Here is a 12,546-nt window from a genome sequence, read left to right as displayed (position 1 = left end):
TCGCCGAACGACTTCAGTAACTCTGCGGGAATGCTCGGCAACTCGGCCAGCGGGGTCTTGGGTTTGCGTGGCATACATACTCCTTGGCGGTATGTTATGCCCTAAACACGAAATTACTGACAGACCCGGCCATACTCAGGCATCTGCTGACAGATCGCCCGCAACTTTTCGCAGACGATCATTTCGGGGGAATACACATAGATGATGTATCCCTCGAATTCCATGCTTTGCTTATGATCGACATACTCGTGGCGACTGATATCGATCAAGAACTTCTTGCCCTGCCCGAGATTGAGCGCGTACTTCCGCATTACGTCTATGTCAGGGCCGTGCTGCTTGTATAAAGGCTCGCTGATTAATTTGAATTCAACGCTGTAGCCACCCCAAAAGGCGGCCATGCCTTCGCTCAAATGCTCGGGTTTTTCAAGCATTTTGAGGTCGAAGACTCGATAGCCGTCCATGCTGAATGTTCGCGTCAAAACGCTGTCGACACGTCGACGCAGTTCGTCGGCGCCGCCAGGGAAATCGCCCGGCATCGAAAAGTCGATGTCAACCGATGCCCGCGCGGCGATCTGATGGATCAGGTCGATCGCATTGCCACCCTTGAGTACCAGATTTTCGAATAGCGTGTCGTCGGATAGGATGGCCTTGACGACAGATCGTTTGATTTGGTCTATGGACAGGGTAAGCGGCTCGCGCATAAGTCACTGCAGGCGGCGGTTCCTCATAACTGATGGCCACCAGCATGCACTAGACTCATGTTGGCGAGAACCAATCCATAAAAAGCAATGCTGGGGTACGTGATCGATTCTATTCCGCAGCTTGCCCAACGCGGTTGATTAACCGCGTCTGATGAATGCCCACCCCACGTTTATCGGGTAGGGCCGCAGACCCCAGCGCACAAATAAAAAATGCCCAGCCATCCGGCTGGGCATTGAATTCTTGGTGGCCTGGGGCGGAATCGAACCACCGACACGCGGATTTTCAATCCGCTGCTCTACCAACTGAGCTACCAGGCCAACGAAGTCCGCCACTATACACAATTTTTTCGATTCGTGCAGGCGGGCTATCGATTCGATCAAAAGTTTTGCTACCCCCGGGAATACCCTTAGAGGTATAATTTTGACCAACTCAGTGTTACAAATGCGCCGTGCTCCGTCCGTACGGCGCTTGCCTCACGCCCAATGTCCGTCGCTGTCCTCGCCTTCGGTCTGAATCACACCTCCGCCCCCGTGTCGGTGCGCGAGCGTGTGTCCATGCCCGTCGATCTGATGCGGCCGGCGCTGGAAGGGCTGCGCTCCGCGTTTGGCGGCGCAGTGCGCGAAGCAGCCATTCTGTCCACCTGTAATCGCACCGAGATCTACTGTGCCGCCGAGGCGCAGGTGGCCGAACACCTGCCGGTATGGCTGGCCGACCACAATCGTATCGAGGCCGGCACGCTCAGCCCCCATCTGTATCGCCACGTGCACGACGACGCAGTGCGCCATGCGTTCCGCGTGGCCAGCGGGCTCGATTCCATGGTGTTGGGCGAACCGCAGATACTGGGGCAGATGAAAGACGCGGTGCGCGCCGCGGGCGAAGCCGGTTCGCTGGGCACGCTGTTGCACCAACTGTTCCAGCGCACGTTTTCCGTGGCCAAGGAAGTCCGCTCGCAAACGGCCATCGGCGCGCATTCGGTGTCGATGGCGGCTGCCGCGGTGCGGCTGGCCGAGCGCGTGTTCGGCAACCTTGACCAGGCGCACACGCTGTTCATCGGCGCGGGCGAAATGATCGAACTCTGTGCCACGCACTTCGCGGCCCAGCGTCCGCGCAGCATGGTGGTGGCCAACCGCACGGCCGAGCGCGCCGAAACGCTGGCGGGCCGGTTCTCGGCCAGCACCATGAAGCTGGCCGATCTGCCCGAGCGCCTGGCCGAATTCGACGTGGTGGTGTCCTGTACGGCCAGTTCGCTGCCCATTCTGGGCCTGGGCCTGGTCGAGCGCGCCACGCGCCTGCGCCGGCACCGCCCCATGGTCATGATCGACCTGGCCGTGCCGCGCGATATCGAACCCGAAGTCGGCCGCCTGGACGACGTCTACCTGTACTCGGTCGACGATCTGGGCCGCCTGGTGCAAAGCGGCACTGATGCGCGGCGGGCCGCCGTGGTGCAGGCCGAAGCCATCATCGAAACGCGCGTCCAGGGCTTTATGCACTGGATGCAATCGCGTGAAGTGGTGCCCGTCATCCGCGACCTGCACCAGGCCGCCGAAGACGTGCGCGCCGCCGAACTCGAACGCGCCCGCCGCCTGCTGGCGCGGGGCGAATCCCCCGAGGCCGTGCTTGAACAGCTGGCGCACGGGCTCACCCAGAAGTATCTGCACGGCCCGCTGGCGGCGTTGAACCGCAGCGAAGGCGACGAGCGCAAGCAATTGCTCGCCTGGATGCCGCGCCTGTTCCCGGGCCGCGATTCGCGCCGTTAGCGCTGCTGCCGCAATGCCCGCCACCTTGGCGGGCGTTCGCTTTTCGGGCGCCCGCTGTTTGCTAATCCGCTATACGCCTTCCTGGTTCTTCCTATGAAATCTTCCATGCGCAGCCGGCTGGAGCAGCTGTCCCACCGTTTGATCGAGCTTGATGCATTATTGGCCGAGCCCGAAATTGCGGCCGACATGGAACGCTTTCGCAAGCTGTCGCGCGAGCGCGCCGAACTTGAGCCGGTGGTGCAGGCTTTTGCGCAGTTCACGCGTACCGAAGACGACCTGAACACGGCGCAGGAAATGCTGGCCGACCCCGACATGAAGGCGATGGCCGAAGACGAGATCAAGACCGGACGCCAACGTATCGAGGCGCTGGAAGCCGAGCTGCAGGTGCTGCTGTTGCCGCGCGACCCCAACGATGGCCGCAGCCTGTTCCTGGAAATCCGCGCGGGCACCGGCGGCGACGAAAGCGCGTTGTTCTCCGGCGATCTGCTGCGCATGTATAGCCGCTATGCCGAGCAACGCGGCTGGCGCGTCGAACTCATGTCCGAAAGCCCGTCCGAACTGGGCGGCTACAAAGAAGTCATCGCCCGCATCGACGGGGACGGCGCCTACGGCAGGCTCAAGTTCGAGTCCGGAGCGCACCGCGTGCAACGCGTGCCCGCCACCGAGGCGCAGGGGCGCATACATACCTCGACCTGCACCGTGGCGGTGCTGCCCGAAGCCGATGCCATGAACGACATTGTCATCAACCCTGCCGACCTGCGCATCGACACCTTCCGCGCCAGCGGCGCGGGCGGGCAGCACATCAACAAGACCGATTCGGCCGTGCGCATTACTCACTTGCCCACGGGCCTGGTGGTGGAATGCCAGGATGACCGGTCGCAGCATCGCAACAAAGACAAGGCCATGCAGGTGCTGGCCGCGCGCCTGAAAGACCGCGAGGTGCGCGAGCGCCAAAGCAAAGAGGCGGCCGAACGCAAGAGTCTGGTGGGCACGGGAGACCGGTCCGAACGTATCCGCACCTACAACTATCCGCAGGGGCGCGTGACGGACCATCGCATCAACCTGACGCTGTACAAGCTGCCGCAAATCATGGAAGGCGATCTTGAAGAACTTACTGGCGCCCTTATCGCCGAACACCAGGCCGAACAGTTGGCGGCGCTGGGGGATGACATCTGACGTGGACCGCCCGATTCTGCACGCGTTTCTGCACGACCCGCGCCTGCCGCGGCTGGAAGCCCGCATGCTGCTCGAACACGTGCTGCAGAAGCCGCGCGCCTGGATGCTGGCGCACGACACCGACCCCATCGAATCGTGGCAGGCGCAGCAATACCAGGTGCTGGCTTCGCGCCGCCTGGCGGGCGAGCCCATGGCCTACCTGGTGGGCCGACGCGAGTTCATGGGCCGCGATTTCGCGGTAACTCCGGATGTCCTGATTCCACGGCCCGATACCGAGCTGCTGGTGGAAACCGCGCTGCAATGGCTGCAAGACCATCACGAGGCCGCCGTGCTGGACCTGGGCACGGGCAGCGGCGTGATTGCCGTGTCGATCGCGCTGGATGCGCCGCACGCGTCGGTAACGGCCACCGACGCCAGCGCGTCCGCGTTGCAGGTGGCCGTGCGCAACGCCGCGCGCCTGGGGGCGCGGGTGGACTTCGCGCAGGGCAGCTGGTACGACGCGCTGCCGGCGCGCGCCCGCTACGACCTGATCGTGTCCAACCCCCCCTATATCGCGCATGACGACGATCACCTGCGGCGTGGCGACCTGCGTTACGAGCCGCCATGCGCCCTGACCGACGGCGCCGACGGCCTGCGGGACCTGTGCGCCATCATTGCCGGCGCGCCCGCACGCCTGCGGCCGGGCGGCGCACTGTGGGTAGAACACGGCTGGGACCAGGCCGAAGCGGTACGGCGGTTGCTGGCGCAGGCGGGGTTCCGTCAAATAACCAGCCGCCGGGACCTGGCCGGCATCGAACGGATTTCCGGCGGGTCCCTATAATGGGTCTATTCCGCCACCACTGCTTTACCTGTTTGTGAGACCACCATGAGCGACGTGCAAGAATTCATCCGCGAAACCGTCACGCAGCACCCCGTAGTGCTGTTCATGAAAGGCACCGCCCAGTTTCCCCAATGTGGCTTTTCGGGGCGCGCCATCCAGATCCTGAAGTCGTGTGGCGTGAAGAAGCTGGTCACCGTCAACGTGCTCGAAGACGAAGAAGTTCGCCAGGGCATCAAGGAATTTTCCAACTGGCCCACCATTCCCCAGCTTTACGTCAGCGGCGAATTCATCGGCGGGTCTGACATCATGACCGAGATGAACGAAAACGGCGAACTCAAGACGCTGCTGGACAACTCCGGCGCAACCGCTGCATGAGTTCGCCCCGGCGACTGGTAGTAGGTATTACGGGCGCCACGGGCGCCCTATATGCAGTACGCCTGCTGCAGGCGCTGCGCGGGGTCGACGACGTCGAATCGCACCTGGTGGTGTCGGCCTCGGGCGTGCTCAACATCAAGCACGAGCTCGACCTCGGCCGCCACGATGTCACTGCGCTGGCCGACCACGTGTACAGCGTGCGCGATGTGGGCGCCACCCTCGCCAGCGGGGCTTTTCAGACGGCCGGCATGGTGATCGTGCCGTGCTCGATGCGCACGCTGGCGGCCGTGGCGCACGGCTTGTCCGATAACCTCATCACGCGGGCGGCCGACGTCACCCTGAAAGAACGCCGCCGCCTGGTGCTGATGGTGCGCGAAACGCCGTTCAACCTGGCGCACCTGCGCAACATGACCGCCGTGACCGAGATGGGCGGCATTGTTTTTCCGCCGCTGCCTGCGTTTTATCACCGCCCTGCGTCCATCGAGCAGATGGTCGACCACACCGTTGCGCGCGTGCTGGAACTGTTCGATATCAACGTGCCTGGCCCGCACTGGGAAGGCACGTGACGGTCAATCGGCGGCGGGTGGGGGCGGTGGCGGCCAGGTGACTGATCGGGACGGTATCGCGCAGTGGCGGCCAGGTAACTGATCGGACGGTGTCAGGCCCCCTTCGGGAGCCTGACACCCAAAATCGCCCCAAGCCCCAGGTGTCTGACTCCCGAAGGGTGTCAGACACCACCCCACTGCCAACACACACATTCCAAACGTTCAGGCTGCCAGCAATTCCGGCGGCTTGGGGTATGTTTGCTGGTAGTGCACCGTGAAAGTCTTGAAGGCGGCCAGCGCCTTGTGCGGGTCGTGCCCTTCTTTGACGAGGAAGCTGTCGAAGCCCACGCGCGCCTGGTAATGAATGGTGTCGATCATCACATCGCCCAGCGCTCGCAGTTCTCCTTGCCAGCCATGCCGCGTACGCAGCAACTGGGCCAGTGAATAACCGCGTCCGTCGGTATAGATGGGAAAGTCGATGGCAATAAATGCCAGGCCGGACGGATCGACGCGGCCTTGGTCGTCGACCAGCTCGTCGAGCTTGGCGGCCGGCCCCAGCAGCACCGCCACGGGATGCTGCCGCTGGCGCAGGGTATCGCGGGCGGCGGCCCACACCGGCAGGGGCACGATCCAGCCGGGTTCGTCCGCAGGCAGTTGCGCGCCTGGCTCGGCGTCGGGCTCGGGCGCGAAGACGCGCGCGTCGTTGGCCTGCAGGCGGCCGTGGCGGATCAGGCGTGGTTCGGCGGGATGGGTCGTGTCAGACATGGGCAACCTCGCGTTGCGGCGCCGGGGCGGATTTGGCCACGCCCGGATCGGCATACACATCTTCTTTGAAAGGCGCGATGCCCACGCGGTCGACGACGTCGATAAAGCGTTCGGCGTCGCTGTCGCGCAGGCGCAGGTAAGTGCGCACCAGGCGTTCGACCACGTCGGGCACCTGGTCGCGCGCAAATGACGGCCCGATAATGCGGCCGATAGCCGCGCCCCCGCCGCGCACCGACTGCAGGTCCGACAGCGGCTTGGCCGCGCCGTTCTGGCGGCCGCCAATGGTAACTTGGTACCACTCCTCGCCGTTCTTGTCGACGCCCAGGATGCCGATGTGGCCTACGTGATGGTGCCCACAGGCGTTGATGCAGCCCGAGATGTTCAGGTCGAGCTCGCCGACTTCGAAAAGGTAGTCCAGGTTGTCGAAACGGCTCTGGATGGCCTGGGCCACCGGAATGGATACGGCATTGGCCAGCGCGCAAAAGTCGCCGCCGGGGCACGAGATGATGTTGGTCAGCAGCCCGATGTTGGCCGTGGCCATGTTCAGGGCGCGCAATTCCTGCCACAGCTCGAACAGCTGCGGCCGGCGCACGTCGGCCAGCACCAGGTTCTGTTCGTGCGATACGCGCACTTCGCCGTAGCCGTAGCGCTCCGACAGATCCGCCACGGCTTCCATTTGTTCTGCGGTGATGTCGCCGGGCGGCACGCCGGTGGGTTTGAGCGACAGGGTCACGGCGGCGTAGCCAGGCACCTTGTGCGGGTGCACGTTTCTACGCAGCCATTGCGCAAAGGCCGGATTCGCGGCGGCATGCGTGCTGGTGGGGTCGGGCTCATTGGCGACGGCGGGGTCGTAATCAGGCCACGTGAAACGGCCGGCAATGGTGTCTACGTATTCTTGCGTCAGCGTGTCCGGGCCGCCCTTGATCAGCTGCCATTGCTCGTCGACTTGCCGGGCATACACCTCGGGCGTCAGGTCCTTCACCAGGATCTTGATGCGCGCCTTGAATTTGTTGTCGCGGCGGCCATGCAGGTTGTAAACCCGCAGCGCGGCCTGCAGGTAGGTCAGCAGATGCTGCCATTCGACGAACGGGTTGATCAGGTGGCCCACCATGGGGGTGCGGCCCAGGCCGCCGCCCACCCACACGCGGAACCCCAGCACGCCGTCGCGCTGCACGGCCTGCAGGCCGATGTCATGAATGCCCACGGCGGCGCGATCTTCTTCCGCGCCGCTGACTGCGATCTTGAACTTGCGCGGCAGGAACGCAAATTCGGGGTGCAGGGTGGACCATTGCCGGATGATTTCGCACCACACCAGCGGGTTCACCAGTTCATCGGGCGCCACGCCGGCGAAATGATCGCTGGTGGTGTTGCGGATACAGTTGCCGCTGGTCTGGATGGAATGCATCTGCACCTTGGCCAGTTCGGCCAGGATGGTGGGCACATCTTCCAGCTTGGGCCAGTTGAACTGCATGTTCTGCCGCGTGCTGAAGTGGCCATAGCCGCGATCCCAGGTGCGGGCGATGTGGGCCAGCGTGCGCAACTGGCGCGCCGCCAGCAACCCATAGGGAATGGCAATGCGCAGCATGGGCGCATGGCGCTGGATATAAAGGCCGTTCTGAAGCCGCAGTGTGCGGAAGTCGTCTTCGCTCAGTTCGCCGGCAAGAAAGCGTTGCGTCTGGTCGGTGAACTGCGCGACGCGCTGTTCCACGAGCCGTTGATCGACGGGGTCATACACATACATGGCGGTTGCCCTTCGGGAGGCGCCGTGAGGCGCAAGGGAACAACCTGCGGGCTGCTTCGATAAGAAGCGCGACGGCGTGGCAAGACGCCGCCGGCCGGTGCCGCAGGGTTCAATTCTTACAACCGTAGCAGGCGATAGATCGCACTGTCTAAGTCATTTTCGTTATAAGAAAAGAAGCCCGCGGCCCACGGATCTACGGCGCGGAAGGAGCCGTTTCGATGAGCGACGGGCGCTCGCTGACCGCGGCATGCCAACGCGCCAGCGATGGGTGCCGGGCGCGCCAATCGTACGAAGCGTAGCGGAAGTCCAGATAGCCCAGCGCACAGGCCAGTGCAATGGTGCCGATGTCCCAGCGGCCGGCGAGCGAGCCGGCCTGCTCTTCGAACCGGGCCAGGGCATCGGCGACCTTGCTCATCTGGGCGTCTACCCAGCCCTGCCAGATGGCGGATTCGGGGCGCACAGTCGTCTCGTAGCGTGCCTGGATGGCAGCGGTTACCAGCCCGTCGGCCAGGGATTGGTCGGTCAGTGCTTGCCAGCGAGCCGGCCCGTCTGGCGGAACCAGCGCCCCGCCGCCCAGCTGATTCAGATATTCGCAAATGACGCGGCTGTCGTGCAGGGTCTGGCCGTCGTCGGTGACCAACGTGGGCACCTGGCCCAGCGGGTTGGCGGCAACGATGGACTGGTCCCGGTTGACCGGGTGCGCGGCGCAGCGTTGCGGCTCGATGCGTTCGATCAGCCCCGTTTCGTGTGCGACCACCATGCATTTGCGCACGAAGGGCGAGGTGGGCGAATAAAACAGCTTCATGGACTCCTCCTGTGGGTAATGCTGGCGCGGCGGCTGCATAGGGCTGCCGCGCTGTTCTGATTATTGTGGTGGGATTCAGGCCGGCTGCGACGTGCAGGCGGTGAACTCGCCGGTAACCGGGTCGCGCAGGAACAGCAACCCCGTCGCCACGCCGAAGTAGGTGCCGTGCAGCTCGAGTTTTCCTTGCTCGACCCGGTCACGGATGGACGGGAAGGTCATGAGGTTCTTCAGGCTGTGCTCGACGACTGCCCATTCTAGCCGTCGGACGTCGGTGGCCCTGTCGCCGGTGCGCGGGATGGCGCTGGCCACAGGGGTGATCTGCGACATCCATTTGCCGATGAAGTCGGTGCGGGTCAGGGGTTCGGCGCAGTCGAACACCGCGCGCACGCCCCCGCAGGAAGCGTGGCCCAGCACGACGATGTGCTTGACTTCGAGCGCGCTGACGGCGAATTCGATGGCGGCGCTGGTGCCGTGATATGACGAGGCCTTGGCATCGCCCTCATAGGGGGGTACCAGATTGGCGACGTTGCGTATGACGAACATCTCGCCGGGGCCGGCGTCGAAGATCACTTCGGGCGATACCCGGGAGTCGCAGCAGCCGATCAACAGGATTTCGGGGTGTTGGCCGGATTCGCCCAGCTCTTCGTAGCGCTTGCGTTCGTTGTGGAAGCGGCCATCCAGGAAGGCCTGGTAACCGTCGGAAAGTCGTTTTGGAAACATGGGGGTGTCCTATTGTTCTTGCCCCCGTATTTTCCCACAGCACCCTTACAGCATTCGGAAGGCGGGCTGCGGCACGGCTGCGGCGCTACTGTGCCTGGATGTCCAGGGCGGTAAAGCGGTTGAAGGTGTGTGGCGTGGTGGCCACCAGTTGCCAGGTTTCTCCTGGCGCGAGGGGCATGTCCCGCGTGGCGCCGGTGCGGCCGATCTCGCTGCCCTGGTCGTCGAACAGCACGAAAGTGACCGACAGGCGGTTCAACGGCTTGTCGCCGTGGTTGACCACGGTGCCGGATATGGACGATGTGCCGTCCGCCTGCCGCGTCGCGGCCAGGTTATCGATAGAAACGCCATAGGGCAGGCTCTGGGCCCCGGCCAGGGCCGAGGCGGCTGCCAGCAACACACAGGCGAACAGCTGTTTCATGACGGTCTCCTGCAGGGTGGGTCGAACCCATAGGCTCCACCATAATTCGCCGCCGGCGGCCGGGCGAAACGGATGGTTTCGGATGGTTGGCAGATGCTTCGCTGGGTGGCATCAGGCGCTTGCGGCTCGGTGTCTGACACCCTTTGGGTGTCAGACACCCCCCGGCGCCGGCGCGGGTGGCGTCAGGAGCTTGCGGTTCGGTGTCTGACACCCTTGGGTGTCAGACACCCCCCGGGCGCATGCGCGGGAGGTGTCGGGGACTAGCGGTTCGGTGTCTGACACCCTTGGGTGTCAGACACCCCCCGGCGCCAGCGCGGGTGGTGTCGGGGGCTTGCGGTTTGGTGTCTGACACCCTTTGGGTGTCAGACACCCCCCGGCGCCGGCGCGGGCGGCGTCAGGAGCTTGCGGCTCGGTGTCTGACACCTTTGGGTGTCAGACACCCCCCGGCGCCAGCGCGGGTGGTGTCGGGGGCTTGCGGTTCGGTGTCTGACACCCTTGGGTGTCAGACACCCCCCGGGTGGGTCCGGCGGCTGTGGTGATGCCGCCCGGGGCCGGGCTTCCGGCCTATACCGTAGCGATGGGCGTGACCGGGGAGCCGATGGCGTGGGGCATGCGCAGCGGCGGGGCGGTCAGCATGAAATGGTGGCGGCCGTTGGCGTGCAGCCAGTCGGCCAGGTCTTTGAGATACCAGAGTTCGGCCAGGGGCAGGCCCAACTTGAAGAGGCAATGGTGATGCAGCGGCAGCATGGCGCGCGGGCCCTGGCGTTCGCGCGCCGGGTAGGCTTCTACCGCATAGTTGTCGGCGCAGATGGCCACAATGCCGCTATCGGTAATCCATTGCAGCAAGGCGTTGTCGGTGCCGTCCAGTGCCGCGCCGTAGCGATGCAGGACGTCGGAATCCGGCTGGCCGGCCATCTCGACGATTTTTTCGGCAAAACCGGTGCGCAGCACCAGCATATCGCCTGGCTCGACCGTGATGCGCTCGGCCTGCAGCGCGTGCGTCAATTCGGCGTGCCCCACCAGGGTGCGCCCCGTGCCGAAGTGGCGCGCCAGGTCCAGCAAGACGCCGCGCCCCTGCATGCCATGCGAGGCCAGGTTTTCGACGCCCAGCTTCAGCGCGGCGGACGGGCCGCCGCTGTTGCATGCGCAGCCGGCATGGTCGGCATCGGCGGGGCCGATGATGTCGACGCCGGCGCGATAGCCGTTGTAGTAGCAAAGCTCGGCTCGGCCATCGCCATCGGCGTCAAACAAGGCGCCCACGTGCGCCAGCGAATCCCACTGGGTGGAGTACTGCATTGACAGCAGCACCTGGTCGTCGCTGAGCACATCGACCGCATCCGGGTTCAGGTTGCGCATCGGAAAGTTCAGGTACGGCGTGTCTTGCAGCCTTGTAGGGCTGAGCTGCGGAGGATGGCGACGCGGGTTCAGCACATTGCCGCCGGGCAGGTCCAGGGGCAGCGACAGGCAGAAGGTCTTGCCCGCGCGGATTTCGCGCGCGCCCTTCAGTACCTGGGCTTCGGTCAGCAGGTTAAGCCGGCCGAGCTGGTCGTCGGGGCCGTAATCGCCCCAGTTCGAGCCCTCGGGACGTTGCTTCCAGCGTGCCATGCGCTACTCCATAAGAAAGTCCAGCAACGCGCGGGTAAAGGCCTGGGGTTGTTCCCAGTTGGACAGGTGCGAGGTGTCCAGCTCCAGGTAGCGTGCGCCTGCTATGCCCGCCGCGAGGTCGCGACCGTCTTGCGGCGTGGTGGCCGGGTCTTGCGTGCCCGCGATCACCAGGGTCGGGCTCTTGATCTCGCCAAGCCGCGCGCGCAGGTCGGCATCGCGCAAGGCCGCGCAATTGCCGTTGTAGCCGTCGTTGGGCGTGCGACGCAACATATCGACCAATACCTGCGTCATGCCCGGTTGCGCGGTGCGGAAAGCAGGGGTCAGCCAGCGTTCGACCAGGGCAGGCGCCATGGCTTCCAGGCCGTTCTGCGAAACGGCGGCGATGCGGGCAGACCAGTTTTCGGGGGTGCCGATGCGGGCGGCGGTGTTGCACAGCACCAGCTTCTGCACGCGCCGGGGATGATCCAGCGCCAGTTGCAGGCCGGTGGGGCCGCCCATCGACAGGCCGCAGAAATGCACCTGGCCGATATCCAGGTGGTCGAGCAGTTCGCACACGTCGCCGGCCAGCTGGCTGAAGCAGTATGCCCCTTCGGGCACCGACGACTTGCCGTGCCCGCGTGTGTCGTAGCGCAACACGCGAAAGTGCTGCGACAGAGCGGGAACCTGTTGCGCCCACATGTCGGCGCAGGTGCCCAGCGAATTGGACAGCACCAGTACCGGCGCATCGGTGGGGCCGTCGACAACGTAATACAGGCGGGCCTGGCTCAGATCAGCATAAGACATAGACGATTTCCTGTGCGGGGCGGCGTGCGCTACAGCATGCGCTGGCCGTTGACATAGGCCTTGCGCCAGCGCGTTATGGTGACACGCTCGAACAGGCCCGCCTTGCTGAAAGGGTCTGCCGCGATAAAGGCTTCGGCGGCGTCGCGGGTGTCGACATCTACCACGTACAGCCCGCCGCCCGCGTCCTGGCCGTCATCATGCAGCTTGGCGCCGCAGGCCAGCAGCAGGTGCTTGTTGGATTCCAGGAACTCGAGATGCGCGGGGCGTTCTTGTTGCCGGACGGCCTGATGGCCCGGCTTGTCGAAGGTCTCGATGATGTAGGGCATGGCGAGCG

Annotated in this window: 14 protein-coding genes and 1 tRNA gene; 5 read left to right on the top strand and 10 right to left on the bottom strand. The window is 64.6% G+C overall.

The genetic code is table 11. The annotated features are described in order from the left end of the window. Window positions 1–113: 113 nt before the first annotated feature. Both CAL18_RS16670 and CAL18_RS16665 read right to left on the bottom strand, forming a co-directional pair. Window positions 114–701: a nucleotidyl transferase AbiEii/AbiGii toxin family protein gene (locus tag CAL18_RS16670; RefSeq protein WP_249278430.1), complete on the bottom strand. Its 588-nt coding sequence runs from the start codon at window positions 699–701 to the stop codon at window positions 114–116. A gap of 242 nt (window positions 702–943) precedes the next feature. Then, window positions 944–1,019 (bottom strand) — tRNA-Phe (locus CAL18_RS16665). Window positions 1,020–1,184: 165 nt separating this feature from the next. Between CAL18_RS16665 and hemA the strand changes: the two genes are divergently transcribed. The 5 genes from hemA to CAL18_RS16640 all read left to right on the top strand — a co-directional run bounded on the left by hemA (window position 1,185) and on the right by CAL18_RS16640 (window position 5,396). Then, window positions 1,185–2,459 carry a glutamyl-tRNA reductase gene (gene hemA, locus CAL18_RS16660; RefSeq protein WP_026638906.1) on the top strand — a complete coding sequence of 425 codons (1,275 nt, stop codon included), beginning with the start codon at window positions 1,185–1,187 and terminating at the stop codon, window positions 2,457–2,459. Between the two features lie 93 nt (window positions 2,460–2,552). Continuing rightward, window positions 2,553–3,635: a peptide chain release factor 1 gene (prfA, locus tag CAL18_RS16655; protein WP_026638905.1), complete on the top strand. Its 1,083-nt coding sequence runs from the start codon at window positions 2,553–2,555 to the stop codon at window positions 3,633–3,635. Further along, entirely contained in the window at window positions 3,625–4,455 is an 831-nt protein-coding gene (gene prmC / locus CAL18_RS16650; protein WP_094797475.1) for a peptide chain release factor N(5)-glutamine methyltransferase, read from the top strand. The genes prfA and prmC overlap by 11 nt, the downstream gene beginning before the upstream one ends. A gap of 45 nt (window positions 4,456–4,500) precedes the next feature. Next, entirely contained in the window at window positions 4,501–4,830 is a 330-nt protein-coding gene (gene grxD / locus CAL18_RS16645; protein ID WP_026638903.1) for a Grx4 family monothiol glutaredoxin, read from the top strand. Next, on the top strand, window positions 4,827–5,396 hold the full coding sequence (locus tag CAL18_RS16640) for a UbiX family flavin prenyltransferase (protein ID WP_026638902.1): 570 nt from the start codon (window positions 4,827–4,829) through the stop codon (window positions 5,394–5,396). Before grxD ends, CAL18_RS16640 begins: the two co-directional genes overlap by 4 nt. A 201-nt stretch (window positions 5,397–5,597) precedes the next feature. Here CAL18_RS16640 and CAL18_RS16635 read toward each other — a convergent pair whose 3' ends face one another. The 8 genes from CAL18_RS16635 to CAL18_RS16600 form a co-directional block, all read right to left on the bottom strand. Continuing rightward, the gene (locus CAL18_RS16635) at window positions 5,598–6,140 is read right to left on the bottom strand and encodes a DUF934 domain-containing protein (RefSeq protein ID WP_026638901.1); all 543 of its coding nucleotides are present in this window, start codon (window positions 6,138–6,140) and stop codon (window positions 5,598–5,600) included. Beyond that, on the bottom strand, window positions 6,133–7,881 hold the full coding sequence (locus CAL18_RS16630) for a nitrite/sulfite reductase (protein WP_026638900.1): 1,749 nt from the start codon (window positions 7,879–7,881) through the stop codon (window positions 6,133–6,135). The genes CAL18_RS16635 and CAL18_RS16630 overlap by 8 nt, the downstream gene beginning before the upstream one ends. A 193-nt stretch (window positions 7,882–8,074) precedes the next feature. After that, window positions 8,075–8,686 carry a glutathione S-transferase gene (locus tag CAL18_RS16625; protein ID WP_026638899.1) on the bottom strand — a complete coding sequence of 204 codons (612 nt, stop codon included), beginning with the start codon at window positions 8,684–8,686 and terminating at the stop codon, window positions 8,075–8,077. A 75-nt stretch (window positions 8,687–8,761) separates the two neighbouring features. Beyond that, window positions 8,762–9,406, bottom strand: a complete 645-nt coding sequence (locus CAL18_RS16620; RefSeq protein ID WP_026638898.1) for a carbonic anhydrase — start codon at window positions 9,404–9,406, stop codon at window positions 8,762–8,764. A gap of 85 nt (window positions 9,407–9,491) precedes the next feature. Continuing rightward, window positions 9,492–9,824 carry an FxLYD domain-containing protein gene (locus tag CAL18_RS16615; RefSeq protein ID WP_249278429.1) on the bottom strand — a complete coding sequence of 111 codons (333 nt, stop codon included), beginning with the start codon at window positions 9,822–9,824 and terminating at the stop codon, window positions 9,492–9,494. Window positions 9,825–10,388: 564 nt separating this feature from the next. Beyond that, on the bottom strand, window positions 10,389–11,429 hold the full coding sequence (locus CAL18_RS16610) for a cyclase family protein (protein WP_094818363.1): 1,041 nt from the start codon (window positions 11,427–11,429) through the stop codon (window positions 10,389–10,391). 3 nt (window positions 11,430–11,432) lie between these two features. Next, on the bottom strand, window positions 11,433–12,212 hold the full coding sequence (gene pcaD, locus CAL18_RS16605; RefSeq protein WP_094797470.1) for a 3-oxoadipate enol-lactonase: 780 nt from the start codon (window positions 12,210–12,212) through the stop codon (window positions 11,433–11,435). 29 nt (window positions 12,213–12,241) lie between these two features. Continuing rightward, window positions 12,242–12,538: a YciI family protein gene (locus tag CAL18_RS16600; RefSeq protein WP_026639769.1), complete on the bottom strand. Its 297-nt coding sequence runs from the start codon at window positions 12,536–12,538 to the stop codon at window positions 12,242–12,244. Window positions 12,539–12,546 lie beyond the last annotated feature (8 nt).

Source organism: Bordetella genomosp. 7 (assembly GCF_002261415.1).
Taxonomy (GTDB): domain Bacteria; phylum Pseudomonadota; class Gammaproteobacteria; order Burkholderiales; family Burkholderiaceae_B; genus Bordetella_A.
Note: the sequence above shows the minus strand (reverse complement) of the source record. Positions and strands in the feature narration are given on the sequence as shown.

What these genes read in the sequence shown, in the direction of transcription:
- CAL18_RS16670 (WP_249278430.1), bottom strand. Translation starts at nt 701, where the DNA reads ATGCGCGAGCCGCTTACCCTGTCCATAGACCAAATCAAACGATCTGTC.
- hemA (WP_026638906.1), top strand. Translation starts at nt 1,185, where the DNA reads ATGTCCGTCGCTGTCCTCGCCTTCGGTCTGAATCACACCTCCGCCCCC.
- prfA (WP_026638905.1), top strand. Translation starts at nt 2,553, where the DNA reads ATGAAATCTTCCATGCGCAGCCGGCTGGAGCAGCTGTCCCACCGTTTG.
- prmC (WP_094797475.1), top strand. Translation starts at nt 3,625, where the DNA reads ATGACATCTGACGTGGACCGCCCGATTCTGCACGCGTTTCTGCACGAC.
- grxD (WP_026638903.1), top strand. Translation starts at nt 4,501, where the DNA reads ATGAGCGACGTGCAAGAATTCATCCGCGAAACCGTCACGCAGCACCCC.
- CAL18_RS16640 (WP_026638902.1), top strand. Translation starts at nt 4,827, where the DNA reads ATGAGTTCGCCCCGGCGACTGGTAGTAGGTATTACGGGCGCCACGGGC.
- CAL18_RS16635 (WP_026638901.1), bottom strand. Translation starts at nt 6,140, where the DNA reads ATGTCTGACACGACCCATCCCGCCGAACCACGCCTGATCCGCCACGGC.
- CAL18_RS16630 (WP_026638900.1), bottom strand. Translation starts at nt 7,881, where the DNA reads ATGTATGTGTATGACCCCGTCGATCAACGGCTCGTGGAACAGCGCGTC.
- CAL18_RS16625 (WP_026638899.1), bottom strand. Translation starts at nt 8,686, where the DNA reads ATGAAGCTGTTTTATTCGCCCACCTCGCCCTTCGTGCGCAAATGCATG.
- CAL18_RS16620 (WP_026638898.1), bottom strand. Translation starts at nt 9,406, where the DNA reads ATGTTTCCAAAACGACTTTCCGACGGTTACCAGGCCTTCCTGGATGGC.
- CAL18_RS16615 (WP_249278429.1), bottom strand. Translation starts at nt 9,824, where the DNA reads ATGAAACAGCTGTTCGCCTGTGTGTTGCTGGCAGCCGCCTCGGCCCTG.
- CAL18_RS16610 (WP_094818363.1), bottom strand. Translation starts at nt 11,429, where the DNA reads ATGGCACGCTGGAAGCAACGTCCCGAGGGCTCGAACTGGGGCGATTAC.
- pcaD (WP_094797470.1), bottom strand. Translation starts at nt 12,212, where the DNA reads ATGTCTTATGCTGATCTGAGCCAGGCCCGCCTGTATTACGTTGTCGAC.
- CAL18_RS16600 (WP_026639769.1), bottom strand. Translation starts at nt 12,538, where the DNA reads ATGCCCTACATCATCGAGACCTTCGACAAGCCGGGCCATCAGGCCGTC.